Annotated in this window: 22 protein-coding genes; 9 read left to right on the top strand and 13 right to left on the bottom strand. The window is 58.2% G+C overall.

What is annotated here, in order from left to right; all coding sequences use genetic code 11:
- Positions 1-167: 167 nt before the first annotated feature.
- The 4 genes from FFS12_RS04345 to FFS12_RS04330 all read left to right on the top strand — a co-directional run bounded on the left by FFS12_RS04345 (position 168) and on the right by FFS12_RS04330 (position 5104).
- Positions 168-1073, top strand: coding sequence for a hydroxymethylglutaryl-CoA lyase (locus FFS12_RS04345; RefSeq protein ID WP_137885677.1), 906 nt, complete (start codon positions 168-170; stop codon positions 1071-1073).
- A 299-nt stretch (positions 1074-1372) separates the two neighbouring features.
- Positions 1373-3328, top strand: a complete 1956-nt coding sequence (locus FFS12_RS04340; RefSeq protein WP_137885676.1) for an acetoacetate--CoA ligase — start codon at positions 1373-1375, stop codon at positions 3326-3328.
- Between the two features lie 418 nt (positions 3329-3746).
- The gene (locus FFS12_RS04335) at positions 3747-4211 is read left to right on the top strand and encodes a transposase (RefSeq protein WP_137885675.1); all 465 of its coding nucleotides are present in this window, start codon (positions 3747-3749) and stop codon (positions 4209-4211) included.
- Between the two features lie 254 nt (positions 4212-4465).
- Positions 4466-5104: a glutathione S-transferase gene (locus tag FFS12_RS04330; protein ID WP_137885674.1), complete on the top strand. Its 639-nt coding sequence runs from the start codon at positions 4466-4468 to the stop codon at positions 5102-5104.
- Positions 5105-5122: 18 nt separating this feature from the next.
- On the opposite strand, the gene FFS12_RS04325 is transcribed toward FFS12_RS04330, so the two are convergent.
- Together FFS12_RS04325 and FFS12_RS04320 are read right to left on the bottom strand one after the other, a co-directional pair.
- Complete coding sequence (locus FFS12_RS04325) at positions 5123-5719, bottom strand: DJ-1/PfpI family protein (protein WP_137885673.1); 597 nt, start codon at positions 5717-5719, stop codon at positions 5123-5125.
- 190 nt (positions 5720-5909) lie between these two features.
- Positions 5910-7118 (bottom strand): PilT/PilU family type 4a pilus ATPase, encoded by a 1209-nt coding sequence (locus FFS12_RS04320; protein WP_171011807.1) that lies wholly within the window; start codon positions 7116-7118, stop codon positions 5910-5912.
- 151 nt (positions 7119-7269) lie between these two features.
- Here FFS12_RS04320 and FFS12_RS04315 point away from each other — a divergent pair, with 151 nt between their 5' ends.
- Both FFS12_RS04315 and FFS12_RS04310 read left to right on the top strand, forming a co-directional pair.
- Entirely contained in the window at positions 7270-7548 is a 279-nt protein-coding gene (locus FFS12_RS04315) for a peptidylprolyl isomerase (protein ID WP_137885672.1), read from the top strand.
- Positions 7549-7653: 105 nt separating this feature from the next.
- Positions 7654-9243, top strand: coding sequence for an ABC-F family ATPase (locus tag FFS12_RS04310; protein WP_137885671.1), 1590 nt, complete (start codon positions 7654-7656; stop codon positions 9241-9243).
- Positions 9244-9315: 72 nt separating this feature from the next.
- Here FFS12_RS04310 and FFS12_RS04305 read toward each other — a convergent pair whose 3' ends face one another.
- Positions 9316-9930, bottom strand: coding sequence for an NAD(P)H-dependent oxidoreductase (locus FFS12_RS04305; RefSeq protein ID WP_137885670.1), 615 nt, complete (start codon positions 9928-9930; stop codon positions 9316-9318).
- A 123-nt stretch (positions 9931-10053) separates the two neighbouring features.
- Here FFS12_RS04305 and FFS12_RS04300 point away from each other — a divergent pair, with 123 nt between their 5' ends.
- Both FFS12_RS04300 and FFS12_RS04295 read left to right on the top strand, forming a co-directional pair.
- Complete coding sequence (locus FFS12_RS04300) at positions 10054-10962, top strand: LysR substrate-binding domain-containing protein (RefSeq protein ID WP_137885669.1); 909 nt, start codon at positions 10054-10056, stop codon at positions 10960-10962.
- Positions 10963-11006: 44 nt separating this feature from the next.
- The gene (locus FFS12_RS04295) at positions 11007-11360 is read left to right on the top strand and encodes an MmcQ/YjbR family DNA-binding protein (protein WP_137885668.1); all 354 of its coding nucleotides are present in this window, start codon (positions 11007-11009) and stop codon (positions 11358-11360) included.
- A gap of 73 nt (positions 11361-11433) precedes the next feature.
- Here FFS12_RS04295 and FFS12_RS04290 read toward each other — a convergent pair whose 3' ends face one another.
- Positions 11434-12264: an undecaprenyl-diphosphate phosphatase gene (locus FFS12_RS04290; protein WP_137885667.1), complete on the bottom strand. Its 831-nt coding sequence runs from the start codon at positions 12262-12264 to the stop codon at positions 11434-11436.
- A 583-nt stretch (positions 12265-12847) separates the two neighbouring features.
- On the opposite strand from FFS12_RS04290, the gene FFS12_RS04285 reads away from it, so the two are divergent.
- On the top strand, positions 12848-13462 hold the full coding sequence (locus FFS12_RS04285) for a hypothetical protein (protein ID WP_137885666.1): 615 nt from the start codon (positions 12848-12850) through the stop codon (positions 13460-13462).
- A 310-nt stretch (positions 13463-13772) separates the two neighbouring features.
- Here the strand turns inward: FFS12_RS04285 and FFS12_RS04280 are convergent, their stop codons facing one another.
- From FFS12_RS04280 to FFS12_RS04240, 9 genes are all read right to left on the bottom strand, one after another.
- The gene (locus FFS12_RS04280; protein ID WP_137885842.1) at positions 13773-15776 is read right to left on the bottom strand and encodes a nucleoside-diphosphate sugar epimerase/dehydratase; all 2004 of its coding nucleotides are present in this window, start codon (positions 15774-15776) and stop codon (positions 13773-13775) included.
- A 224-nt stretch (positions 15777-16000) separates the two neighbouring features.
- Positions 16001-17011 carry a glycosyltransferase family 4 protein gene (locus tag FFS12_RS04275; protein WP_137885841.1) on the bottom strand — a complete coding sequence of 337 codons (1011 nt, stop codon included), beginning with the start codon at positions 17009-17011 and terminating at the stop codon, positions 16001-16003.
- Between the two features lie 234 nt (positions 17012-17245).
- Positions 17246-17500, bottom strand: coding sequence for a Txe/YoeB family addiction module toxin (locus tag FFS12_RS04270; RefSeq protein WP_171011819.1), 255 nt, complete (start codon positions 17498-17500; stop codon positions 17246-17248).
- Positions 17501-17505: 5 nt separating this feature from the next.
- A complete protein-coding gene (locus FFS12_RS04265) occupies positions 17506-17763 on the bottom strand; it encodes a type II toxin-antitoxin system prevent-host-death family antitoxin (protein ID WP_119957005.1) in 258 nt (85 codons plus the stop codon).
- Between the two features lie 395 nt (positions 17764-18158).
- Complete coding sequence (locus FFS12_RS04260; protein ID WP_372239445.1) at positions 18159-19139, bottom strand: UDP-glucose 4-epimerase family protein; 981 nt, start codon at positions 19137-19139, stop codon at positions 18159-18161.
- Positions 19136-20266: a glycosyltransferase family 4 protein gene (locus FFS12_RS04255; RefSeq protein ID WP_137885665.1), complete on the bottom strand. Its 1131-nt coding sequence runs from the start codon at positions 20264-20266 to the stop codon at positions 19136-19138. The genes FFS12_RS04260 and FFS12_RS04255 overlap by 4 nt, the downstream gene beginning before the upstream one ends.
- A gap of 140 nt (positions 20267-20406) precedes the next feature.
- On the bottom strand, positions 20407-21555 hold the full coding sequence (locus tag FFS12_RS04250) for an acyltransferase (protein ID WP_137885664.1): 1149 nt from the start codon (positions 21553-21555) through the stop codon (positions 20407-20409).
- Between the two features lie 224 nt (positions 21556-21779).
- On the bottom strand, positions 21780-22907 hold the full coding sequence (gene wecB, locus FFS12_RS04245; RefSeq protein WP_137885663.1) for a non-hydrolyzing UDP-N-acetylglucosamine 2-epimerase: 1128 nt from the start codon (positions 22905-22907) through the stop codon (positions 21780-21782).
- Positions 22900-23910, bottom strand: a complete 1011-nt coding sequence (locus FFS12_RS04240) for a polysaccharide biosynthesis protein (protein ID WP_137885662.1) — start codon at positions 23908-23910, stop codon at positions 22900-22902. Before FFS12_RS04240 ends, wecB begins: the two co-directional genes overlap by 8 nt.
- Positions 23911-23913: the final 3 nt, after the last annotated feature.

Here is a 23913-nt window from a genome sequence, read left to right as displayed (position 1 = left end):
GCCGGCGATTGGCGGGCTGCCGCTGCGCGGCGAGACCGCCCTACCTGCTGGAAGAGGCGTAGGGTGGAAAACCCGCGCAGCGGTTTTCCACCAGTCCGGTGGTGGGCATGACAAGACAACACAGGTGGATGGATAAAGCGTCATCCACCCTACGTAAAGGTGAAGCAATGGCGATTCCCCAACACGTCCGCCTGGTCGAAGTCGGCCCGCGCGATGGCCTGCAAAACGAGGCCCAACCCATCAGCGTGGCGGATAAGGTCCGGCTGGTGGATGAACTGTCCGCCACCGGCCTCAGCTACATCGAGGTCGGCAGCTTCGTATCGCCGAAATGGGTGCCGCAGATGGCGGGCTCGGCCGAGGTCTTCGCCCAGATCCAGCGCCAGCCCGGCATCACCTATGCCGCGCTGACGCCCAACCTCAAGGGCTTCGAAGCCGCTGTCGAGGCCGGGGTCAAGGAGGTTGCGGTGTTCGCCGCCGCCACCGAAGCCTTCTCCCTGCGCAATATCAACTGCTCGATCAACGAAAGCCTCGAGCGCTTCGTACCGGTGATGGCCGCGGCGAAACAGCACGGCATCAGCGTGCGTGGTTACGTGTCCTGCGTGCTCGGCTGCCCCTATGAAGGCGACGTCGCGCCGCAGCAGGTCGCCAGCGTGGCCAAGGAGCTGTTCGCCATGGGCTGCTACGAAGTGTCCCTCGGCGACACCATCGGCACCGGCACGCCGAGTGCCACCCGCCGGCTATTCGAGATGGTCGGCCGCGAGATACCCCGCGAGAAACTCGCCGGGCACTTCCACGACACCTACGGCCAGGCCCTGGCGAATATCTACGCCAGCCTGCTGGAGGGCATCAAGGTATTCGACAGCTCGGTCGCCGGCCTCGGCGGCTGCCCCTACGCCAAGGGCGCCAGCGGCAATGTGGCCAGCGAGGATGTGCTCTACATGCTCAATGGCCTGGGGATTGAAACCGGCATCGACTTGGACCGGCTGATCGCCGCCGGCCAGCGCATCTGCGCGGTGCTGGACAAAGCCAACGGCTCGCGGGTGGCGCGGGCACGACTGGCTAAGAATGCGTAGGAGCGGGCCAAGGCCCACCTTACGAACTGCAGCAGATCATGAACAGGCTCTAAGAAAGCGACCACCGTCAGGCTTTCTTTACACGCCGTAAAGCGCAGCCATCAGACTTGGCTGTGGCTGCGCCGGGGCTGGTGCAAAGCCTCTACAGCAGGGCTCGAGTCGATGCCCGAGCAATAAAGGTCGCCTGAGTTAAAGGCGGCCACCGGCCAGTAGGCTAGCGTGCCCACAGCCGTGCACAACGGCGAGGACTGACAAGAATCATGAGTGGAAAGGCACTTTCCGCCGAACGAGGAATCGAGATGCAGCAACCCTTATGGACGCCCTCCCCGGCCCGCATCACCGCCACCCGGATGGATGCGTTCCGCCGCTTCGTCAACCAGCGCCATAGCCTGCAACTGGCCGACTACCCCGCGCTGCATGCCTGGAGCGTGGAGCAGCGCGAGGCCTTCTGGCAGGCCATCGTCGAGTTCTTCGAGATCCGTTTCGGCAGCCAGCCGCGCGCCGTACTCGAAGAAGGCCCGGCCATGCCCAGCGCGCAGTGGTTCCCCGGCGCCACGCTGAACTTCGCCGAACACCTGTTGCGCCGCCGCGACCAGCACCCGGCGCTGGTCGCGATTGGCGAAGACGGCTCGCGCGAAGAGCTGAGCTACGCCGAGCTGGCCACGCATGTCGCCGGCCTGCAACGCAGCCTGAGGGCCGTAGGCGTCGGGGTCGGTGACCGCGTCGCGGCCTTTATGCCGAACACCTGGCAGACCCTGGTCGGCATGCTCGCCACCGCCAGCCTCGGGGCGACCTGGTCATCCTGCTCGCCGGACTTCGGCACCCAGGGCGTGATCGACCGTTTCGGCCAGATCGAGCCGACCGTGCTGATCGCCTCGGCCGGTTATCGCTACGCCGGCAAGAACCTCGACCTGACCGGCAAGCTCAACGAAATCCTCGAACGCCTGCCCTCGCTCAAGCAACTGGTGGTGGTGCCCTACTCGCGCGCCGAAGCCAAGGCCAGCGACTTCCAGACACCCGCCAAAGTCGCCCTGTGGGCGGACTTCTACCAAGCCGGCGGCGAACCCGAATTCACCCAGGTCGGTTTCGATCAGCCGCTGTATATCCTCTACTCCAGCGGCACCACCGGCGTGCCCAAGTGCATCGTCCACGGCACCGGCGGCGTGCTCTTGCAGCATGTCAAAGAGCTCGGGCTGCACACCGACCTCACTGCCGCCGACACGCTGTTCTACTACACCACCTGCGGCTGGATGATGTGGAACTGGCTGGTCTCAGGGTTAGCCCTCGGCGCCACGCTGGTGCTATTCGACGGCTCGCCTTTCCACCCCGGCGCGCAGCGCCTGATCGACCTGATCGATGCGGAAAACATCAGCATCTTCGGCACCAGCGCCAAGTACCTCGCCGCCCTGGAAAAATCCGGCGTTAAACCGGGCAGCTCACACCAGCTGGAACGCCTGAAAGCCATTCTCTCCACCGGCTCGCCGCTCTCCCACGAGAGCTTCGAGTACGTCTACCGCGAGATCAAAAGCGATCTGTGCCTGTCCTCGATTTCCGGCGGTACCGATATCGTCTCCTGCTTTGCCCTCGGCAACCCGGTGCTGCCGGTGCGGCGTGGCGAATTGCAGTGCAAGGGCCTGGGCATGGCCGTCGAGGTCTGGAATGACGACGGCAAGCCGGTCAAAGGCGAGAAAGGCGAACTGGTCTGCACCAAGCACTTCACCTCCATGCCGGTGAGCTTCTGGAACGACCCGCAGGGCGAGAAGTTCAAGGCCGCCTATTTCGAAACCTTCCCTGGAATCTGGGCCCATGGCGATTACGCCGAGGAAACCGAGCACGGTGGCCTGGTGATTCATGGCCGCTCGGACGCGGTACTCAACCCCGGCGGCGTGCGCATCGGCACCGCAGAGATCTACCGCCAAGTGGAAAAGGTCGAAGAAGTGCTGGAATCCATCGCCATCGGCCAGGACTGGGACGCCGATGTGCGGGTGGTGCTGTTCGTCCGCCTGCGCGATGACGTCGAGCTCACCGACGAGCTGAAAACCCGCATCTGCCAGGTCATCCGCGCCAACACCACCCCGCGCCATGTGCCGGCCAAGATCATCGCCGTGGCGGATATCCCGCGCACCATCAGCGGCAAGATCGTCGAACTGGCGGTACGCAACGTGGTGCACGGCAAACCGGTGAAAAACACCGACGCCCTGGCCAACCCGCAGGCGCTGGAACTGTTCCGGAACTTGCCGGAACTCAGGGATTGAAAGGCTAATCGCGAATAAATTCGCTCCTACACGCCGCCCATGTAGGAGCGAATTTATTCGCGAACACGGCTCCGGGACTTGCCGGAGCTCAGGAATTGAAAAGCCAATCGCGAATAAATTCGCTCCTACACCCCGCCCATGTAGGAGCGAATTTATTCGCGAACACGGTTCCGGGACTTGCCGGAGCTCATGAATTGAAAAGCAAATCGCGAATAAATCCGCTCCCACACCCCGCCCATGTAGGAGCGAATTTATTCGCGAACACAGCTCCGGGACTTGCCTACACTCCCGAATTGAAAAGCCAATCGCGAATAAATTCGCTCCTACACCCGGCCCATGTAGGAGCGAATTTATTCGCGAACACGGTTCCGGGACTTGTAGAATTTATCCGCGACCACAAAAACCAAGAGGCAACGGAATGCCCACTCTACACTCGCCGCACGCCCGCAACCTGCGTCTCGGGCGCTTCTCCGAGCCCGGCCGTAGCTATCTCATTACCACTGTTACCCAGCGACGTACTCCTGCTTTCCAAGATTTCGCCTGTGCCCGCCTACTGATCCTGAAGATGCGCCGTTGTACTGAGGAAAGCTTGGTGGAGTCGCTCGCCTGGGTCGTCATGCCGGACCATCTGCACTGGCTGGTTACGCTTAGACAAGGCAGCCTGGCTCAACTGATGAAGCGTCTGAAGGCCAGCAGCACCCAGGCCATCAACCGGCACACAGGCCTAAGCGGGCGCCTCTGGCAACCCGGCTACCATGACCAAGCCATGCGGCGTGAAGACGATATACAAACCATAGCCCGCTATATCGTCGCCAACCCACTCAGGGCCAAACTGGTCACGCGCATCGGTGACTACCCATTCTGGGACGCCATCTGGCTATGAATGCGCCCTTACATGATTGACTCCGCCCCTTCGCGAATAAATTCGCTCCTACACGCCGTCCTTCGCCGCACTCCCGCAATCTGCGTCTAGGTCGCTTCTCCAAACCCGGCCGTAGTTTTGTCGGGTGGGTGAAAACCGCGCGTTTAAAACATTGGCGTCCGACTGATATTGTTTTGTTGTTTTTATTTGGCGGGTTTCACCCGCCCTACCAACCTTAACCGGTGCGCTAGTCGGTATAACGTCTAGGAGAAACCATGCAACTTATCGGGATGCTCGATTCGCCCTATGTCCGCCGTGTAGCGGTGTCGCTACAACTGCTCGATGTGCCGTTTGAACATCGCTCGATCTCGGTTTTCAGTACTTTCGAGCAATTCCGCCAAATCAACCCAGTCGTCAAAGCACCTTCGCTGGTCTGCGACGACGACACGGTGTTGATGGATTCAACACTCATCCTTGAGTATGCAGAGAGCCTTGCCAGCCCAGGAAGATCTCTAATGCCTGCCACAATCGGCGAGCGCCAACGTGCTCTGCGCATCATTGGCATGGCTCTTGCCGCCTGCGAGAAGAGCGTTCAAATCATTTACGAACGCAATCTCCGCCCTGCCGAAAAGCAGCACGAACCTTGGCTATCCCGAGTTACTGGTCAGTTGCTGGCAGCCTATGAGGCCCTGGAGTCAGAGCTGTTGCGAGCGCCGCTTGCTGTAGAGAGCGACACAATCAACCAAGCGGGCGTCACCACTGCGATAGCCTGGTACTTCACGCAAGCAATGTTGCCCGAAGTCGTAAATGCGTCGGCGTTCCCCGCGCTACAACAGTTCTCAGCCGCGGCCGAAGCTTTGCCTGAATTCAGCGCGGCACCTCATGGTGCTGGCACCTACCAACACGCCGGCTAACCCCTACCAGCCGTAGGCTCAGAGGTAAGAACGGATCACAGCCAGCGCCCTTTCCATAAATGCCTCTTTCTCCCCCACTGGCGCCACGTAATGCAGCGCCGTGGCACAGGCATCCTCTCCCGCCAGTTTCGCTATCACCCAGGCCGCCAGGTAGGGGGCCGACAGGCAGCCACCGGCGGTGGCCAGATTGCCCTTGGCGTAGAACGGCTGATCCAGCACGCGCACGCCCGCCTCGATCACCCAGGGCTTGGTGGTTAGGTCAGTACAGGCCGGTAGATCCCCTAGCAGACCCAGTTTCGCCATCAGCAAGGCGCCCGAGCACTGCGAGCCTATTAACTGGCGTTGCGGATCGAGCTGCAGGCGGTCGAGGATGGAGCGATCCTCGGCAATCGCCCGGGTCTGGATACCACTGCCAAACAGCACCACATCGGCGCCGTTGGCATATTCCAGCGGCTGCTGGGCCTGCACGACCACGCCATTCATCGAGGTCACCGATGGCTGCGGGCAGGTGATCTGCGCTTCCCAGCCCTGGCCGCGCATGCGGTTGAGCAGGCCGGCGGCGACAAAGGAGTCCAGTTCGTTGAAGCCTTCGAACGTCAGAACGGCAATACGCATCACAACCTCCCGGATCGCAGGTTAAAAATTGACTGCAAGCCACGAATCTAGGCGTCCTCGGCCGTGAGCGCTAAGTACAGCGGGAATTTGTTTCACCTATACAGCTTGCCCGGACAGGTTGGATTGCCACGCCGAAAAAGGCTGCGGCCACGCCCGAATAGCGTTGCACTGATCCGGGCTTGGCCTGCGCTCAAATCCCTGACCGGCCCGGCTCTTCCAGTTTTTCCTCTTCGGCGATTTCTTCCAGCTTCAGCTCCATACTCCAGGAGGCGACATCCACGGGCTTGGCCGGCTCCGGTTTGGGCGCGGTTTCCGGGGTGGACTTGGCACTGCCCGGGTTCTCGCGGTAGAGCTTGAGTTTGAGCCGCACGTTGTTCGCCGAGTCGGCGTTTTTCACCGCTTCCTCTTCGTCGATGACGCCTTCGTTGACCAGATCGATCAGCGCCTGATCGAAGGTCTGCATGCCCAGGTTCTTGGATTTCTCCATGATTTCCTTGATATCGCCAAACTCGCTGCGTTTGATCAGGTCGCGGATGGTCGGTGTGCCGAGCAGCACCTCCACCGCCGCACGGCGCTTGCCGTCGCTGGTTTTTACCAGGCGCTGGGAGACGAAGGCCTTGAGGTTGTTGCCCAGGTCATTCAACAGCTGTGGGCGACGCTCTTCCGGGAAGAAGTTGATGATGCGGTCCAGCGCCTGGTTGGCGTTGTTGGCGTGCAGCGTCGAGATCGCCAGGTGGCCAGTGTCGGCGAAAGCCAGGGCGTGCTCCATGGTCTCGCGGTCGCGAATCTCGCCGATCAGGATCACATCCGGCGCCTGACGCAGGGTGTTTTTCAGTGCGGCATGGAAGCTGCGGGTGTCCACGCCGACTTCTCGCTGGTTGATGATCGACTTCTTGTGCCGGTGCACGTACTCGACCGGGTCTTCGATGGTGATGATGTGCCCGCCACTGTTGCGGTTGCGGTAGTCGATCAGCGCCGCCAAGGAGGTGGATTTACCCGAGCCGGTGCCGCCGACGAAGAGCACCAGACCGCGCTTTTCCATCACCGTTTTGAGCAGCACTTCCGGCAATTTGAGGTCTTCGAACTTGGGGATTTCCATCTTGATATTGCGCGCGACGATGGACACTTCGTTGCGCTGCTTGAAGATGTTGATGCGAAAGCGCCCGATATGTGCCAACGAGATGGCCAGGTTCATCTCCAACTCGCGCTCGAACTCGACCTTCTGCGCCGAATCCATGATCGAGTCGGCGATGGCTGCGACTTCGCCAGCTTTCAGCGGCTCGCTGCTGAGTGATTTGAGTACACCGTTGAACTTGGCACAGGGCGGCGCCCCGGTGGACAGATAGAGGTCAGAACCATCCTGGCTGGCCAGGATTTTCAGCATTGGATTAAGGTCCATGGGTAAGCATCCGCAAGGCAGTGTAATTATTCGTTAGGCCACTTTGCGCCGACATCCGGCGTATTGATCAGGCATGAGCAGCGGTGGCTGCACGATAAAGCCAGCGCATTCCTGGCACAATGGCAGTATCCGTGCAGATGAGAAATCGATCATGGCCAAAGCAATGGCTCGCCACATTCTGGTCAAAACCGAAGCCGAAGCCGCCGAGCTGAAGAAACGCATCGCCAATGGCGAGGCCTTCGATGTGCTGGCGAAAAAATACTCGACCTGCCCTTCGGGCAAACGCGGTGGCGATCTCGGTGAGGTGCGCCCAGGGCAGATGGTCCGGGCGATCGATCAGGTGATCTTCAAAAAGCCTCTGCGCGAAGTCCACGGCCCGGTGAAAAGTCAGTTCGGCTTTCACCTGGTGCAGGTGTTTTATCGCGAGTGAGCCGTTCGCTACATCCACCTGTCCCGCCGACTGCCCTTCAGCGCCCTAAACCGCTACAATCGCGACCCTTTCGCGCTGCGTGCGCTCGCTTCCTGGACCAGATTCGTGATCTCCACCGCCAATATCACCATGCAATTCGGGGCTAAACCCCTGTTCGAGAACGTTTCCGTCAAGTTCGGCAACGGCAACCGTTACGGCCTGATCGGGGCTAATGGCTGCGGCAAGTCGACCTTTATGAAGATCCTCGGTGGCGATCTGGAGTCCTCCGGTGGCCAGGTGATGCTGGAACCGAACGTGCGCCTGGGTAAATTGCGCCAGGACCAGTTCGCCTACGAAGAATTCAGCGTGCTCGATACCGTGATCATGGGCCACGAAGAACTGTGGAAGGTCAAGGCCGAGCGCGACCGCATCTACTCGCTGCCGGAAATGAGCGAAGACGACGGCATGGCCGTGGCCGAACTGGAAACCGAATTCGCCGAAATGGACGGCTACACCGCCGAATCCCGTGCCGGCGAGTTGCTACTCGGCCTGGGCATTCCGCTGAGCCAGCATTTTGGCCCGATGAGCGAAGTCTCGCCCGGCTGGAAACTGCGTGTACTGCTGGCCCAGGCACTGTTCTCCGACCCGGAAGTGCTGCTGCTGGATGAACCGACCAACCACCTGGATATCAACACCATCCGTTGGCTGGAAAGCATCCTGACCACGCGCAACAGCACCATGATCATCATTTCCCACGACCGGCACTTCCTCAACAGCGTGTGCACCCACATGGCTGACCTGGATTATGGCGAGCTGCGTCTGTTCCCGGGCAACTACGACGAATACATGACCGCCGCCACCCAGTCGCGCGAGCAGTTGCTGTCCGACAACGCCAAGAAGAAGGCCCAGATATCCGAGCTGCAGAATTTCGTCAGCCGCTTCTCGGCCAACGCCTCGAAAGCCAAGCAGGCGACTTCGCGCGCCAAGCAGATCGACAAGATCCAGCTGGCCGAGGTCAAGCCGTCCAGCCGCGTCAGCCCGTTCATTCGTTTCGAGCAGACCAAGAAGCTGCACCGCCAGGCCGTGCATGTGGAAAACATGGCCAAAGGCTTCGACGGCAAGCCGCTGTTCAAAGGCTTCAGCTTCACCGTGGAAGCCGGCGAGCGGGTGGCCATCATCGGCCCCAACGGCATCGGTAAGACCACCCTGCTGCGCACCCTGGTCGGCGAACTGAGCCCGGACGCCGGCTCGGTGAAATGGACCGAAAGCGCCGAACTGGGTTACTACGCCCAGGATCACGCCGACGACTTCGAAGACGAGAGCAACCTGTTCGACTGGATGGGCCGCTGGACTCAGGGCGGCGAGCAAGTGGTGCGCGGCACCCTCGGCCGCATGCTGTTCTCCAACGACGAGATCCTCAAGTCGGTCAAGGTCATCTCCGGTGGTGAACAGGGCCGCATGCTGTTCGGCAAGCTGATCCTGCAAAAGCCCAACGTGCTGATCATGGACGAACCGACCAACCACCTGGACATGGAGTCCATCGAGGCACTCAACCTGGCGCTGGAGAACTATCCGGGTACGCTGATCTTCGTCAGCCATGACCGTGAGTTCGTATCCTCCCTGGCCACGCGCATCATCGAGCTGTCCGCCAGCGGTGTGATCGACTTCAGCGGCACCTACGACGACTACCTGCGTAGCCAGGGCGTTGTGGTCTGATTACAGCTGTAACGCGTCAATAAAAACGCCCCGTTTCGACGGGGCGTTTTTATTCATGTGCTGCTGTGTGACTCAGGCAACGGCAGCGGCGAACAGCTCACTGACCTGCCGATTAGCCGCGGCCAAGGCATTGGCACGCGGCTCCTCGCCATAGGCCAGACCATGGGCGCGGATGATTTCAATGTCGGTGATGCCGAGGAAACGAAGCACGACCAGCAGGTAATCTTCATGAGCCACGCCGGTCGGCTGGCCAGCATGCAAACCGCCGGACGTGGAGACGATCACCACCTTTTTACCGCCGGCCAGACCTTTCGGGCCATTCTCGTCGTAGGCGAAAGTCTTGCCGGCCACCGCGATGCGGTCGATCCAGGCTTTCAACTGGGTCGGCACGCTGAAGTTGTACATCGGCGCGCCGATCACGATGGCATCCGCCTCCAGGAACTCTTGCAGGGTCGACTCAGCCAGTTCGGCTTCGTGCTTCTGCGCGGCATCCCGCAGCTCAGCTGGAGTACCGCCAGCCACCAGGCTGGCAGAGGACAAGTGGCTCAGGGCATCGCCGGCCAGGTCGCGGTAGCTGACCTTGGCCGCCGGCTCTGCTGCCTGCCAAGCTGCCACCACGGTCTGGCTGAGCTGGCGCGAAGCGGATGCGTCGCCGAGGATGCTGGAATCGAGGTGCAAAAGTTTCATGGCGTTCTCCCAAGTAGGAATCGCGGGCTGGCGATCGAGTGGGACAAAGACTACCAATGAAACCAATAGCGTATTAGCCGGTAAAAATGTGATAGTTCGTCCCACTCATAGGACGATAAAGCCATGCAAGACCTTAACGATCTGTTCTATTTCGCCAAAGTGGTGGAAGCCGGCGGCTTTGCGGCTGCTGGCCGACTGCTGGGCATCCCCAAGTCGCGGCTGTCACGGCGCATCGCCGAGCTTGAAAACCGCCTGGGTGCGCGCCTGCTGCAGCGCAGCACCCGCAAATTGTCGCTGACCGATATTGGTGAGCGTTACTACCGCCATTGCCAGGCCATGCTGCTGGAAGCCGAGATGGCCGATGAAGCCGTCGCCACCCTTTCCAGCGAGCCGCGCGGGCGCCTACGGGTGTCCAGCCCAGTGGCGTTGGCGCAGTCCTACCTGCCGCAGATCATCACTGACTTTCTCAGCGCCTACCCGCAGGTGCAACTGGATATGCTGCTGCTCAATCGGCGCGTCGATCTGCTCGGCGAAGGCATCGATGTGGCGCTGCGCGTGCGCGATGAAGGCGATGAGGACCCGGCGCTGATCGCCCGCAAACTGCGCCCGGCGCAATTGGCTCTAGTCGCGGCGCCAACCCTGCTGGAAGGCCGGCAGATTCTCAGCCCCAGCGACCTTGCCAGCCTGCCCGTGCTCGGCGCGCTGGAAGCCGACCGCAAGGTGCATTTCCGCCTGCTCGGCGCCGATGGCAGCAAGCGCGATATCGCCCTGGAGGCGCGCCTGGGCATCGATGATTTCGTCGTGCGCAAAACCGCGGCACTGGCGGGTTTGGGCATGACCTTACTGCCATGGTTATATTGTCAGGAGGAGTTGGCGGATGGCCGCCTACAGCGCCTGCTGCCCGACTGGACACTGCCCAGCGGCTATTTACAGGCGGTCTATCCGCATCGACGCGGCATGTCGCCCACGGTACGCGCCTGGATCGACCATCTGACCGAGGCCTTCAAGAGTGACTGGACCCAACCGGTATGAGCAACCTGCCGCTGACCGAATCACCTCTCGACTTGGAGTCAAGCATGACACCCGCCGCCGTCGCCTCGTTCCTGCTGCAACTGCCCGGCGTCCGTGAAGACCTCAAGTGGGGCAACAACCGGGTGTTTTCCATCGCCGGCACTAAGATGATCGCCATCCTCGACTTTCTCGGTGATGGCTTGGCGCTCAAGGTGGATAGCGAACTGTTCCTCGGCTATGTCGACCGCCCCGGTATTCGCCCGGCGCCCTACCTTGCTCGCGCGCACTGGATCAGCATGACGGCGCCCTACCCGCTGAGCGCGGCTGAGCTGAAAGACTTGCTGAGCCGCTCCCATCAATTGGTGGTGCGTAAGCTGCCGAAGATCCGCCAGGTGGGTTTGCTGCTCGACTTCGACTGATCGGCCCACGGCTCTAGCTCGCAGGCTGACCGCATAGCGCGCCTTTATCTATCCGCCGAATGCCTCCAGCACATCAATGTTGCGCCGTGCTCCAGTCGATCAGCCCCAACTGCCAGGTCGCCAGAATCAACAGACCGAAGCCGATGCGATACCAGGCAAACGCCGCATAACTGTGATTGCCAATGAATTTCAGCAGCGCGCGCACCGCCAGCATGGCGAATATAAAGGAGGTGATAAAACCAACGGCGAACACCGGTAGGTCACCCTGCTGGAACAAATCACGGTACTTGTAGCCGGAATAAACCGCAGCACCGACCATCGTCGGCATTGCCAGGAAGAAGGAGAACTCGGTGGCCGCTTTGCGCGACAGGCCAAACAGCAAGCCACCAATGATGGTCGCGCCGGAACGCGACGTGCCGGGAATCATCGCCAGGCATTGCGCGCAGCCCACCTTGAGCGCGTCCGTCCAGGTCATCTGCTCGACACTTTCGGCGCGCACCTGATGCTGGCGGCGCTCGGCCCAAAGCATGATCACGCCACCGACCACCAGCGCGGTCGCCACGGTGATCGGGTTGAACAGGTACTGGTGGATCAGATCGGCGTAAGCCACACCCAGGATGACGGCAGGAAAGAAGGCAATCAGCAGATTGCCGGTAAAGCGCTGCGCCTGTGGCTCTTTTGGCAAGCCGATCACCACGTCGAGGATCTTACTCCGATATTCCCACACCACCGCCAGGATCGCGCCGAGTTGAATAATGATGTTGAAGGCCATCGCCCGTTCGCCACCGAAACTCAGTAAGTCTGCGACTATGATCTGGTGGCCGGTGCTGGAAATCGGCAAGAACTCGCTCAGCCCCTCAACGATACCCAGAATCAACGCCTGCGCGGCGTTCCAAAGATCCATGCAATCCCCCGTGGTGCAATGCCAGCGGCATCGCGAATCAATCTATTTGGTAGTCGTGCGGCGTGGCGAGTCTGGGACTCGCGGGCAACAAATTAGGCTCCAAAGCGGAACGACAAACCAGCAGGCGCTTAGGTTCGCCGCTTTGGTGCCGAAATGCTAACAGACATCCTGAATAAGCGCTGCTGCCTTTAACAGGCCGTTGAAAAATGTAGGCGAGGCAGCCGAGACAAGGCAAAAACGGCCGAAAAAGCGCAGTTTACGTGTTGTAAATGAGCATTTTGAGGCCGTTTTTAACGCCGTATCGGCAACGTAGGTAGTTTTTCAACGGCCTGTTAAGGCCAATAGCGCTGACCTGTTCTGGATGCTTACACCTGACGGGCTTGAATACCTCGTTCGTCAGTGCCACGACTGCAACAGTTGCACGTAGTGGAAAATATCAACCAAACTGTTACCCAGGCGGCTAGTCTGACTCACAACAATGCACTGGCCGCGCAACAGTCCAGCGGCGCTAGCCAACAGCTGAACCCGTTAGCCAAACAGTTGAACCGTTGGTTAGGGCAATTGCGCGTATGAGAGGGATAGCATGAACAACATGGAGCACCAGGAAGTCGATCTCAAACAGCCGCAGAATCAGGACCTGATCTGGGATCTGGACAGCATGGCCCGCCGCGAACTGGCCGAGCGTTTCATTCGGCTGTTCGAGAACCGTCTTTGTGTGTACTCGGAATCAGTACGCCTGCTGTATACCAACTATACCCTGCACTTCCCCAACGATCTTGGCCGCAAGATGGTGGTGCTGCCTGACGCTTATGCCTTTCACGATACCTTGCATGGCATCGAGGCCAGCGCCGTGCGCAAGACCGGGCTTTGCGTGCTGCCGGGAGTGGTCCTGGGCAAACCTGGGCTGTTGCTGACCACGCAAATCAAAGGGGGTGGCCCAGCGCCCAAAACCATGCCGTTCAAGCTAGCCTTGGCGCAGATCATCAGCAGCCAGAAGAAGATCGGCGATGTCTTCCTGCCCATCATGATGAAGGGCGATCTACGCGAGTTCGACCAGCAGATGCCCTACATCCACCTACACCGCCTGCAGGTAAACAAACTCACGCGCCTCTCCGCCTTCGAGCGTGACGATATCCAACAGACCATCACGCGTAAGCTGCTGATGCTCTATCGCCAAGCCGACAGTCTGGCTTGCTAGTTTTTACGCGGCTTGGCTCCAGCCTGCGGCCTTGAACAGTGGTTCGCTGGGCTCAGCTGACGCGCATGAGCCCAGTGCCCTGGTCGCGTCCCGAAGTCGTTACAGTTTTATCTGTGAGCGGGCTCAACGCCCGCTGCCGAGGGCCGTTAACCTCTCCTCTGAGACCTCAACGAAAAGTCTTCGAGCGAAGATCAGGCAAGGCGCAACGGAGCGGAGTAACAGCCGAATCCCCCCAGGCACTTTCCGTACAGAACCTAAAGCCGCAGAGTCTAACTTAGCCGCTCCCCCCCTTTGCCAAACGTGCCAACGATCAGGGCTCGATCCGGCGCTGTTGATGTATCCAGTCGACAATCTCCCCTTCCGGGGCATAGCCGTTGACCGTCTCGCGCAGCAACTGACGCACTTTAGCGTAATCGTCCTGCTCAACGGCCTCGAGCAATGCTGCCAGCACCGTCTTGAGAGACTCCCAGGGTAGATGCTCCTCATTGGCCCGCATGATCATCGGGTGATCGGTCGGACTGACGTTATCGCCGATCAGCAACTCCTCATACAGCTTCTCGCCAGGACGCAAGCCGCTGAACTCGATGGCGATATCCCCATGAGGATTCTTCTCCGAGCGCACACTGAGACCGGAAAGATGAATCATCTTTTCCGCCAGTTCGAGAATCTTCACCGGCTGGGCCATATCCAACACGAACACGTCCCCCCCCTGCCCCATCGAGCCGGCTTGAATCACCAACTGAGCGGCCTCGGGAATGGTCATGAAGTAACGAGTGATATTGGGATGGGTGACCGTCACCGGGCCGCCGCGGCGGATCTGCTCATAGAACCGTGGGATCACCGATCCCGAAGAACCCAGCACATTACCGAAACGCACCATGGTGAAACGGGTCTTGTTGACCTGATGGACGGCATCCTTGTCTGCAAACAGCACCGGAACCGATTCCCGGCTCAACGCCTGCAAAACCATTTCAGCCAGACGCTTGGTACCGCCCATCACGTTGGTCGGCCGCACCGCCTTGTCGGTGGAAATCAGCACGAAATGCTCAACGCCGGCCCTCACCGCAGCCTGAGCGGTGAACAGCGAGCCCATGACGTTGTTCAGCACGCCTTCGGCAATGTTGTGCTCCACCATCGGCACATGCTTGTAGGCGGCCGCATGGTAGACGGTGCCCACCTGCCAGATCCGCATAATGTCCAACAGCCGCTCTGGATTGCGGATCGAGCCCAGGATTGGCACCAGCCGTAGCGGCAAGGACTCACGCTCGATCCTTTGCTCAAGCTCGGCATGAATGCTGTACAGATTGAATTCGCTGTGCTCGAACAGCAGCAGCGTGGTGGGCTCACTCGCCATGATCTGGCGGCACAACTCGGAGCCGATCGAGCCTCCAGCGCCAGTCACCATAACGGTCTGACCACGAATGCAACGCTCGAATAACTCCTGTTGCGGTGCAACCGCATCACGTCCGAGCAAGTCGGCGATATCCACTTCCTGGATGTCATCGACCTTCACCAGGCCACTGGCCAGATCCATAAAGCCCGGCACACTACGTACATGCAGCGGGAACTGTTCAAGGAGCGCTAACACCTCGCGCCGGCGCCCGCGGGAGGCCGAGGGAATTGCCAGTAATATCTCCTGCGCCCCCGTTTCCTCGATCATCTGCTGGATATGCTTGGGCTTGAACACCCGCAGTCCGGCAATTACTCGATTGGCAATGCCGCTGTCATCATCGATGAAGGCCACCGGGCGCATCGCGCGCCCCATCCGCAAGGCCCCCACCAGCTGGTTACCGGCAGCCCCAGCACCATAGATCGCCACTTTAGGCAAACCGTCATCGCGTTTCATAAACGGCATCGGTTGGCTGGCTGAAAACCAGTCACCCATAAAGTACTGGCGCATTCCCAGACGTAACCCGCCGACCATCACCAGACTCAACCACCAGTAGTTGAACACCAATGAGCGCGGTACAGCTTCTGGAGCCTCGCGGTACCAATACACCGCGAGCGCGAGAAACAAGGCAGACAGGGTGACGGCCTTGGCGATAGCGAGCAGCGCGTCGTTACCGAAGTAGCGCATCACCGCCCGGTACATACCGAACCTCACGAACAGCGGGATCGCGATCAGCGGGGCAGTCACAAACAGCCAGAGCTGCCCCCCCCACGGATGAATCAGGTTGTCGGTGCCCAGGCGCACGACAAACGCTAGCCACAAAGCGGCCCATACCAGCGCTACATCGGTGGTCACCTGCAACAAGCGTTTGTAACGACGCGGCAGCCGCAACAACCCTTCGCGCAACTTATCAGCAGTCCTCAACACCAGAGCGTCCTCGAAATCTTTAACAACCCAATAAGCGGATCAGCCGCAACGCAGTTAATCTTCAGCGCCAAACACCCACCCAACCATGCCCGGAATCAACACTGGGTAAACGGTGTCCCCTACAAGGATTCCATCCTGCCCACTGTTAGCATTCGTAACGTCCAGCAACGAGCTCAACCGCCCCACTCTCGCCAGGAGAGGGAGCACGGGAAGGAACGGCCCTACTCCCGCTCCCCAGCCTTGAACCTTACCGCCAACCACACCAATGGAAGGTAAGCGACCAGCAATCCCAAGGCGCCATCCACTCCACCTAGCCCGACCCAAAGCGCAATCGGCAGCAGCCAGAAAAGGTTCAGCGCCCCCACCGCCAGCGTCACCGGCAAGTGCTTGCCGAGCTGGCGCGACGCGTACTGATAGGCATGGCTGCGGTGCGCCTCGTACACCTTATCGCCCCGCAGCAGCCTGCGAAACAGCGTCCAAGTGGCATCGACGATGAACACCCCGAGTAGAATCAACCAACTCCACAGCAACTGTGGCGCCACCCAGGCGGCTTGCAGCGAGAGCACACCCAACGCAATACCGAGGAAGCCGCTGCCCGCATCGCCCATAAAGATGCGCGCCGGCGGAAAGTTCCAGAACAGGAAACCGGCCACCGCCACCGCCAACGATAAGGGCGCCAGCGCGGAAGCCCCCTCGCCCAGCAACAGGTAGAGCAAAGCGCCGCCCACGCACACGCAGATCGCCTCGACACTGGCGATACCATCGATGCCATCCATAAAGTTATACAGATTGAGCAGCCAGACCAGATAAAACGCCGCCAGCGCATAACCCAGCCAGCCCAGCTCCATGTCGAAGCCGAAGATCACCAGCGGCGGCAAACCACCCAGCCAGCCCAGTGCCCAACCGGCGCCGATGAAATGCGCCAACAACCGCCAGCGCGCAGCGACATGCCCATGATCATCGAGAAACCCCACCACGGCGATCCAGGCACCCGCTCCCAGCAACGCCCACATCACCGGCCATGCCAACACGCCGACTGACGCCAATAGAGGCAGCGCCGCCAGAAAACTGAGCACAATCGCCACCCCGCCCCCACGCGGGGTGGGCACCGAGTGCGAACTGCGCCCATTGGGAATATCCATCAAGCTGCGCGCCAATGCGTATCGGCGTAATGCACCCGTCAGCAAAAGCGAAACGCCGGCCACCGCCGCAAACAACCACCAAATTGTTATCAAAGGTCAACTTCCTGAAACAGCCAAAATAAAAGCTCGCACCGAGGGCATCCGCCATCCTGTAGGAGCGGCGCCCCCGCCGCGATGCGGGCCACAGGCCCGCCAAAAACCCTCAAGCCAACGCAACAACCAAAGCCAAAGCTCACACCGAGGGCAGAGCACCTACAACAGAGGTGCGCGCGCACCGCTGCACCGGCTTACAGCAAAACCTGTAAGAAAAACGGATATTCGAGATCAGTAGTGATAGCGGCACTGCACGACTTGTAATGCGTCACCATCAACCGTATAGACCAGACGGTGCTCCTCGCTGATTCGCCGCGACCAGAAGCCACTTAGGTTGTGCTTGAGCGGCTCAGGTTTGCCAATGCCGTCGAACGGGCTGCGCTGAGCATCCTTGATCAGCAGGTTGATTCGCTTGAGCCCGGCCTTATCGTTCTGTTGAAACCAGAGATAGTCGTCCCACGCCTCGGGCGTGAAGAGGATGTTCACGACGATCATTCTTCGTCGATGAGTTGACGTGCTTCTGCTTTACCTGCACGCAGGCTATTGACCGACTTGATCAGGCGTTCCGCGTTAGCCGGCGAGCGGAGCAGATAAGCGGTCTCCTCGAGAGCGTTGTAGTCGGCCAGGGACATCATGACGACAGGCTCACCTTTCTGCCGTGTCACCAGCAGGGGCGTTCTATCGTTGTTCACGCGGTCCATGGTTTCGGCTAGGTGCTGCCGTGCGGTGGTGTAGTTGATGGCTTGCATCCTGGGCTCCTCATAAGCTGTCGCTTAATGTACATAAATGAGTACATAAACTCAATGGAATGTATTTATTGTTTAGGCCCGCCAGAAACCACAAACAACGCAAAGGCTCGCGCCGAGGGCGGCGCTCCTACAACAGCAGAGCCTACTCACCGCAGCCTCGGCACGCACATACCCAGGAGCGGCGCCCCCGCCGCGATGTGGGCCGCAGGCCCACGCCGGAAAACGAAAAATCAGCCACCCCGAGCAGCACCTGCCCACCCAGCGTATTGACAAACGCACCCAGCTCCGATGGCACCCCGAACAAACGAAGCCTTGAACTCAAGCATTTGCGATTCGCCGCCGGCAAACAGGGCTCGGATTTCGGGATTTGCATGGCCATGTTCTGCGGCACCACATCACTGCGTGCGATGATCCAAAAAATGCTTTGCCGTTTTGCGCAGGGCTGCATCAACGCTGACCGGCGGCGCCCAACCCAATAATTCACGTGTCTTGCTGATGTCGACCTGTAGCGAGCCGCACAACCGCTGGGAAAGAGCGTTCTTCCCCAACATCGCCGCCCCCGTTTCCAGCACCCAGCTCGGCACCGGCAACAAGCGGGCCGGCTTGCCCAAAGCGGCGCCCATTCTACGCAACAACTCGGAAGTCGAGAGATCCTCACCATCGCTTACCAGAAAGGTCTGGTTCGCCGCCGCAGGGTGGTCGATACAGGTCACGATCAAATCAACCAGATTGTCCAAGGCAACCAGGCTGCGCCGGTTATGAATAGCCCCAAAAGGCAAAGGCACGCCCTTGTGCAGCCAACGCATCATGCTCAAGAAATTAGCTTTCACGCCCGGCCCATACACCAGAGTCGGACGGATAATCACAACCTCCATCCCGGTTTCGGCTGCCAGCGCACGTAAACCCTGTTCAGCTTCCATCTTGGAAATGCCATACGGGTCCGCCGGTGCCGGTTGAGCATCGGCACTGTAGGGCACGCCTACTGGCGTACCTTCACCGTTGACCTTGATCGAACTGATGAAAATGAAACGGCGTACACCCGCCACCGCAGCCTGGCGAGCGAGGTTCAATGTGCCTTCGACGTTGACCTTGCGAAACTCGGTGAGTGGGTCGGCGACCTGATCGTTCATCATATGGACGCGGGCAGCGGCGTGAATGACCACCCGTACACCATTCAGTGCGGATTGCCACTGGCAATCCGGCCCAAGCGACTCAACCTTTGCACGCATGACGCCTGCAGGCGTTTGAGCGTTATCACGCCGAATAACTGCAACCAGCTCTTCCCTCTTGTCCACAATCAGTCGTTGCAACACTGAGCTACCAACAAAGCCGCTCGCTCCCGTGACCAAGACACACCCCATCTCTTGAAGGCTCAAACGCCCACCTCCAGTTTTTTATAGATATCGAGATGTGCCTGGACGATCTTTTCGATGGCGAACTCACGCTCAGCCAGTGCTCGCCCCGCTTGCCCGAAGGATCGCCGCAAAGTCGAATCATCAACAAGGCGCTGAATGGCATCAGCTAATGCAACAGAATCACGCGCGGGTACAAGCAGCCCGGTAACGTCTGGCTCAATCGCATCACGACAACCGGGTACGTCTGTAGTGACCACCGCCCGGCCACAGGCCGCGGCCTCAACCAGCACCTTCGGCAACCCTTCCCGGTAGGAAGGCAGCACCACAACGTGAGCAGCCGCAAACAACTTGGCGATGTCTTTGCGATACCCTAGCAACTCAACCACGGCCTCCTGACTCCAACCTTTCAGCTCATCAGCCGTAACCGTCGCCGGATTACCTGGGTCGGCATCGCCAATCAAACGAAAGGTTGCCCTAACGCCGCGCTGACGCAGCAGACGTGCCGCCTCCACAAACTCCCGCACACCTTTGTCACGTAACAAACGCGCCGCTAGGCAGATCACCGGCAGTCCCTCAGGTTCCGGCAAAGCCGGGTAGTGTGCGAGGTCGACACCAGAACCACGGATCATTTCCACCTTGCCCGCATCGAGGGCGCCCATATTCAGCAAAACATCCCTGTCATCCGGATTCTGAAAAATCACGCGCAGATTTTGTTTACCAAGCGCAAAACGGTAAAGCAACTTGATAGGAAAGCGCATCAAGGTCGCCTTGAGCCCACTGGCCAAAAAAACAAACCCAAGCCCGGAAACAGCAGCCACAACACCTCGCACACCGACCAGGCGCGCGGCAATGCCGCCATACAAGACCGGCTTAATGGTAACTAAATGCACAAGGTCAGGCTGCAGAGCTCTGAAAAGTTGATAAATCGAAGCAATCGCGCGAAGTTCGGCTAACGGATTTTTACCGCTACGACTCAACGGTAACGCATGATGAAAAAAGCCATGCCTTTCAATCTCATCGACTACTGGACCTGGCATGGTCGCGATATGCACTTCATAACCAGAGCACTGCGCCCCAATGGCTAAAGGCAACCGGTGCGAAACGAAAAAAACCGGATCATTCACTACAAACAGCAAGCGTTTTTTCATTCTTACTCTTCCAGCTAAACCTGAAACATCAAGGTCCCCCCCCCAGCGCACCCATGCTGAGCATGCAGCAGGACGGCACTATCGAGGTCATATTGGCACGCTACCGCTAGGCGAAAGCCCCTCCTCTAAAAACAGGCAACTCAACCAGAAACAACAGACCTTCTCTCTTTCAACTCACGGGAAAGCAACTCTTGACCTTTAGCCATCGCAAGCCGCCGACCTTTATTCCGCAGCGGACACTCAATAAATCGATATGAAAATTCGCTAACAATGAGGATCAACACAAAAGCAAAAATCCCCAAATATATTGGCCACACTCCTGCCCCAGGCAATGCGCCATAAAATCTTACATATAGCTCCCTAGTCATAACCAAGCAAACCATATGGGTAAGGTACATTGAATAGGAGCGCTCACCAATATAAGCAATTCCTTTCAGAAGCCATCCTCTACCCATAAAATATCCATTATCAAAAGATGCCACATATACTAAAGCTCCCGCGACCAAAACAACCAACCCGTTAAAAAACCACACCACCTCAATTTTAGCCACCATAAAAATAAGCGCACACAGAACCACCGAAGAAAATCGGCGATAAATAGATGACTTTAAAAACAAGGGATCTATATATTCAACGTAGCCCTTAAAGTGCAACCAGGCAATCAACACCCCAATACAGATAGCATCCGTTCTGAAAAACCACAGAGGTGACGGCCAAGGTCTGTAGAGAAAAATCTGCACAACGGCCAGCAACACCGCCAAAATGGCCACCTTCTTATTCCCTAAAAAAAACAAGAAAATCGGAAACACAAAATAGAACTGTTCCTCAAGGGACAAGCTCCAGTAGATCCTGAGCGGGGACGCCACAGAGCACTCCGCGAACTCATAATGCAAGCACGATACCATTTTAAAATTAACAACCTGAACCCAAGACGCCACGGCCGTTATGAGGTTGCTTTCGAAGGACCCAAAAGACCCTGACTTATTAAAAAATATAGAAAGAATCAGAACAACCACAGACCAGAAAACTGCAGCAGGCCACAACCTAAAAAGACGCCTAATCAAAAAAGGCAAATAGAACGCCAAAAAACCATGTTCTCGCCTTTTAAAAAGACCTCTTGCGATAACAAATCCGGAAATACAAAAAAACAGATCAACCCCACCCCCAAGCCAGAAATACTCCAGATACGGCGCAAGAGGGAGAACCAAAAACCCAAAATGGGCGGCAACAGTTATCAATATCGCATAGCCACGCAACCCCTGAATTTCAATATTCTTACTCTTATTCATCACTCACCCTGCACCAACATCCAGACTTCGAAAAATCAAAAATTCACCTTCAAAATTTTCTGCATCTTCAGCGCGAAGTGCTACTCTAGTGCAGCCAAGCGCTAAACATCTCTTCCCTCTATTTTTTTTGCTGAACAATTTATAAAGTCAAACAACTACGGATTGGAGAGGGTCGCCACCAGCCCCCGGTACTCCAGAGCAGATAACCCTAATCACGCTATTTCTCAGGCTTTTGACCAAACAGTGCGGTTGATGTAGTCGGTGTAACTGAGCACCACCCTGACGACCTGCTTCGAAACAGGCCCCGCCTGATAGTCCTTCACCACGGGAATCACGCGTAGGGCACGATCATGCTGGCTGGTCACCACGCGCACCGCATCCAGTACACCCTCTACCTTCAAACCGCTCATGATCAGGGTGCCCTCATCCATCCCTTCCGGACGCTCGTGGGCATTCCGAATAGTGATCGCCGGCAGGTTCAGCAGCGATGCTTCCTCGGTGATGGTGCCGCTGTCAGAGAGCACACAGAACGCCGACATTTGCAGCTTGATGTAATCCAACAAACCGAACGGTTTGACGAAGCGAATCAACGGATGCTCAAGCGACTCGCCCAAGGCTTCAAGACGCTTACGAGTGCGCGGGTGAGTAGAAACGATGATCGGATACTGATAGGTCTCGGCCAGCGCTCGCAGGGTTTCCAACAAATCCCGCAGGTTATCCGGCGTATCGACGTTCTCTTCTCGATGAGCGCTGACGATGAAGAACTTATCCTCCTCTAGCCCTTCCCGCACCAGCACATCAGACGCCTGGATTCGTGGCATGTAGTAGTTCAGCACCTCCTCCATATGCGAGCCCGTCTTGATGATGGTTTCCGGACGGATACCCTCGGCGATCAGATAGCGGCGCGCATGCTCGGTCAGTACCATATTGATATCGCTCAAATGGTCGAGCACCTTCCGGTTCAGCTCTTCCGGCACGCGCTGATCGAAACACCGGTTACCGGCCTCCATGTGGAAAACAGGGATTTTTCGTCGTTTGGCCGCAATCACCGCTAAACAAGTGTTGGTGTCGCCATACAGTAACAGTGCATCGGGCTTTTCCAGCTCGAACACCTCGTCCGCCTTGGAAATCACCTCGGCAATGGTCTTCGCCGCGGTTTCGCCAGCCGCCCCCAGAAAATGATCTGGCTTGCGAATTTCCAGGTCATCGAAAAACACCTGATTCAGCTCGTAATCGTAGTTCTGGCCGGAATGCACCAGTACATGCTGCACCTGTTTGTCCAGCTCTGCGATTACGCGGCTCATCTTGATCAGTTCCGGGCGGGTGCCGACCAGTGTCATTACCTTAAGCATTGAGCTCCTCCCGGATGTAATCCAACTTCAACAGAACATCCTTGACGCCCTGAATATCCAGGCGTTCGGTATTGTGCGAGGTATAGTCATCCAGCTCGGAAATATGCTGTTCTCCCTCAACGAAGAACTTTTTGTAGTTGAGGTCCCGGTTATCCGCCGGAATCCGGTAATAACGCCCCATGTCTTCAGCCTTGGCCATTTCCTCGCGGGAAATCAGCGACTCATACAGTTTCTCGCCATGCCGAGTCCCAATAACTTTCACCGGGCTTTCGCTGGAAAACAACTCTCTAAGTGCTTGGGCCAAGTCTGCCACCGTTGAGGCGGGAGCCTTCTGTACAAAGATGTCGCCCTGCTCTGCATGCTCGAACGCATGCAGCACCAGATCGACCGAGTCTTCCAAGGACATTAGGAAGCGCGTCATATTCGGATCAGTGACGGTAAGGGGTTCACCACCTTTAAGTTGGCCGATAAACAGCGGAATCACCGAGCCACGCGAAGCCATAACGTTGCCGTAACGGGTCGCGCAAATAACCGGGCCCGACTCCGGAATCATCCGCGATTTAGCCACCATGAGCTTTTCCGCCATCGCCTTGGAAATACCCATGGCATTGATCGGATACACAGCTTTGTCCGTGCTGAGCACCACCACACGCTTGACGCCTGTGGCAATCGCCGCATTCAAAACATTGTCTGTACCGTTGACGTTGGTTTTCACTGCCTCCATCGGATAAAACTCGCAGGAAGGCACCTGCTTCAATGCCGCAGCGTGGAAGATATAATCGACACCGACCATGGCCTGCGACACGCTGTCATAGTCACGAACATCGCCGATGTAGAACTTGACCTTATCGTTCGCCAGGGCGATGCGCATATCTTCTTGTTTCTTCTCGTCCCGGCTGAACACCCGGATTTCCTTGACGTTGGTATCGAGGAAGCGCTTCAGCACCGTGTTACCGAATGAACCGGTACCACCAGTAATCATCAAGATTTTTTCATCAAACATAAG

Source organism: Pseudomonas sp. 2FE, from assembly GCF_005503735.1.
Taxonomy (GTDB): Bacteria; Pseudomonadota; Gammaproteobacteria; order Pseudomonadales; family Pseudomonadaceae; genus Aquipseudomonas.
Note: the sequence above shows the minus strand (reverse complement) of the source record. Positions and strands in the feature narration are given on the sequence as shown.

What these genes read in the sequence shown, in the direction of transcription:
- FFS12_RS04345 (WP_137885677.1), top strand. Translation starts at nt 168, where the DNA reads ATGGCGATTCCCCAACACGTCCGCCTGGTCGAAGTCGGCCCGCGCGAT.
- FFS12_RS04340 (WP_137885676.1), top strand. Translation starts at nt 1,373, where the DNA reads ATGCAGCAACCCTTATGGACGCCCTCCCCGGCCCGCATCACCGCCACC.
- FFS12_RS04335 (WP_137885675.1), top strand. Translation starts at nt 3,747, where the DNA reads ATGCCCACTCTACACTCGCCGCACGCCCGCAACCTGCGTCTCGGGCGC.
- FFS12_RS04330 (WP_137885674.1), top strand. Translation starts at nt 4,466, where the DNA reads ATGCAACTTATCGGGATGCTCGATTCGCCCTATGTCCGCCGTGTAGCG.
- FFS12_RS04325 (WP_137885673.1), bottom strand. Translation starts at nt 5,719, where the DNA reads ATGCGTATTGCCGTTCTGACGTTCGAAGGCTTCAACGAACTGGACTCC.
- FFS12_RS04320 (WP_171011807.1), bottom strand. Translation starts at nt 7,118, where the DNA reads ATGGACCTTAATCCAATGCTGAAAATCCTGGCCAGCCAGGATGGTTCT.
- FFS12_RS04315 (WP_137885672.1), top strand. Translation starts at nt 7,270, where the DNA reads ATGGCCAAAGCAATGGCTCGCCACATTCTGGTCAAAACCGAAGCCGAA.
- FFS12_RS04305 (WP_137885670.1), bottom strand. Translation starts at nt 9,930, where the DNA reads ATGAAACTTTTGCACCTCGATTCCAGCATCCTCGGCGACGCATCCGCT.
- FFS12_RS04300 (WP_137885669.1), top strand. Translation starts at nt 10,054, where the DNA reads ATGCAAGACCTTAACGATCTGTTCTATTTCGCCAAAGTGGTGGAAGCC.
- FFS12_RS04295 (WP_137885668.1), top strand. Translation starts at nt 11,007, where the DNA reads ATGACACCCGCCGCCGTCGCCTCGTTCCTGCTGCAACTGCCCGGCGTC.
- FFS12_RS04290 (WP_137885667.1), bottom strand. Translation starts at nt 12,264, where the DNA reads ATGGATCTTTGGAACGCCGCGCAGGCGTTGATTCTGGGTATCGTTGAG.
- FFS12_RS04285 (WP_137885666.1), top strand. Translation starts at nt 12,848, where the DNA reads ATGAACAACATGGAGCACCAGGAAGTCGATCTCAAACAGCCGCAGAAT.
- FFS12_RS04265 (WP_119957005.1), bottom strand. Translation starts at nt 17,763, where the DNA reads ATGCAAGCCATCAACTACACCACCGCACGGCAGCACCTAGCCGAAACC.
- FFS12_RS04255 (WP_137885665.1), bottom strand. Translation starts at nt 20,266, where the DNA reads ATGAAAAAACGCTTGCTGTTTGTAGTGAATGATCCGGTTTTTTTCGTT.
- FFS12_RS04250 (WP_137885664.1), bottom strand. Translation starts at nt 21,555, where the DNA reads ATGAATAAGAGTAAGAATATTGAAATTCAGGGGTTGCGTGGCTATGCG.
- wecB (WP_137885663.1), bottom strand. Translation starts at nt 22,907, where the DNA reads ATGCTTAAGGTAATGACACTGGTCGGCACCCGCCCGGAACTGATCAAG.
- FFS12_RS04240 (WP_137885662.1), bottom strand. Translation starts at nt 23,910, where the DNA reads ATGTTTGATGAAAAAATCTTGATGATTACTGGTGGTACCGGTTCATTC.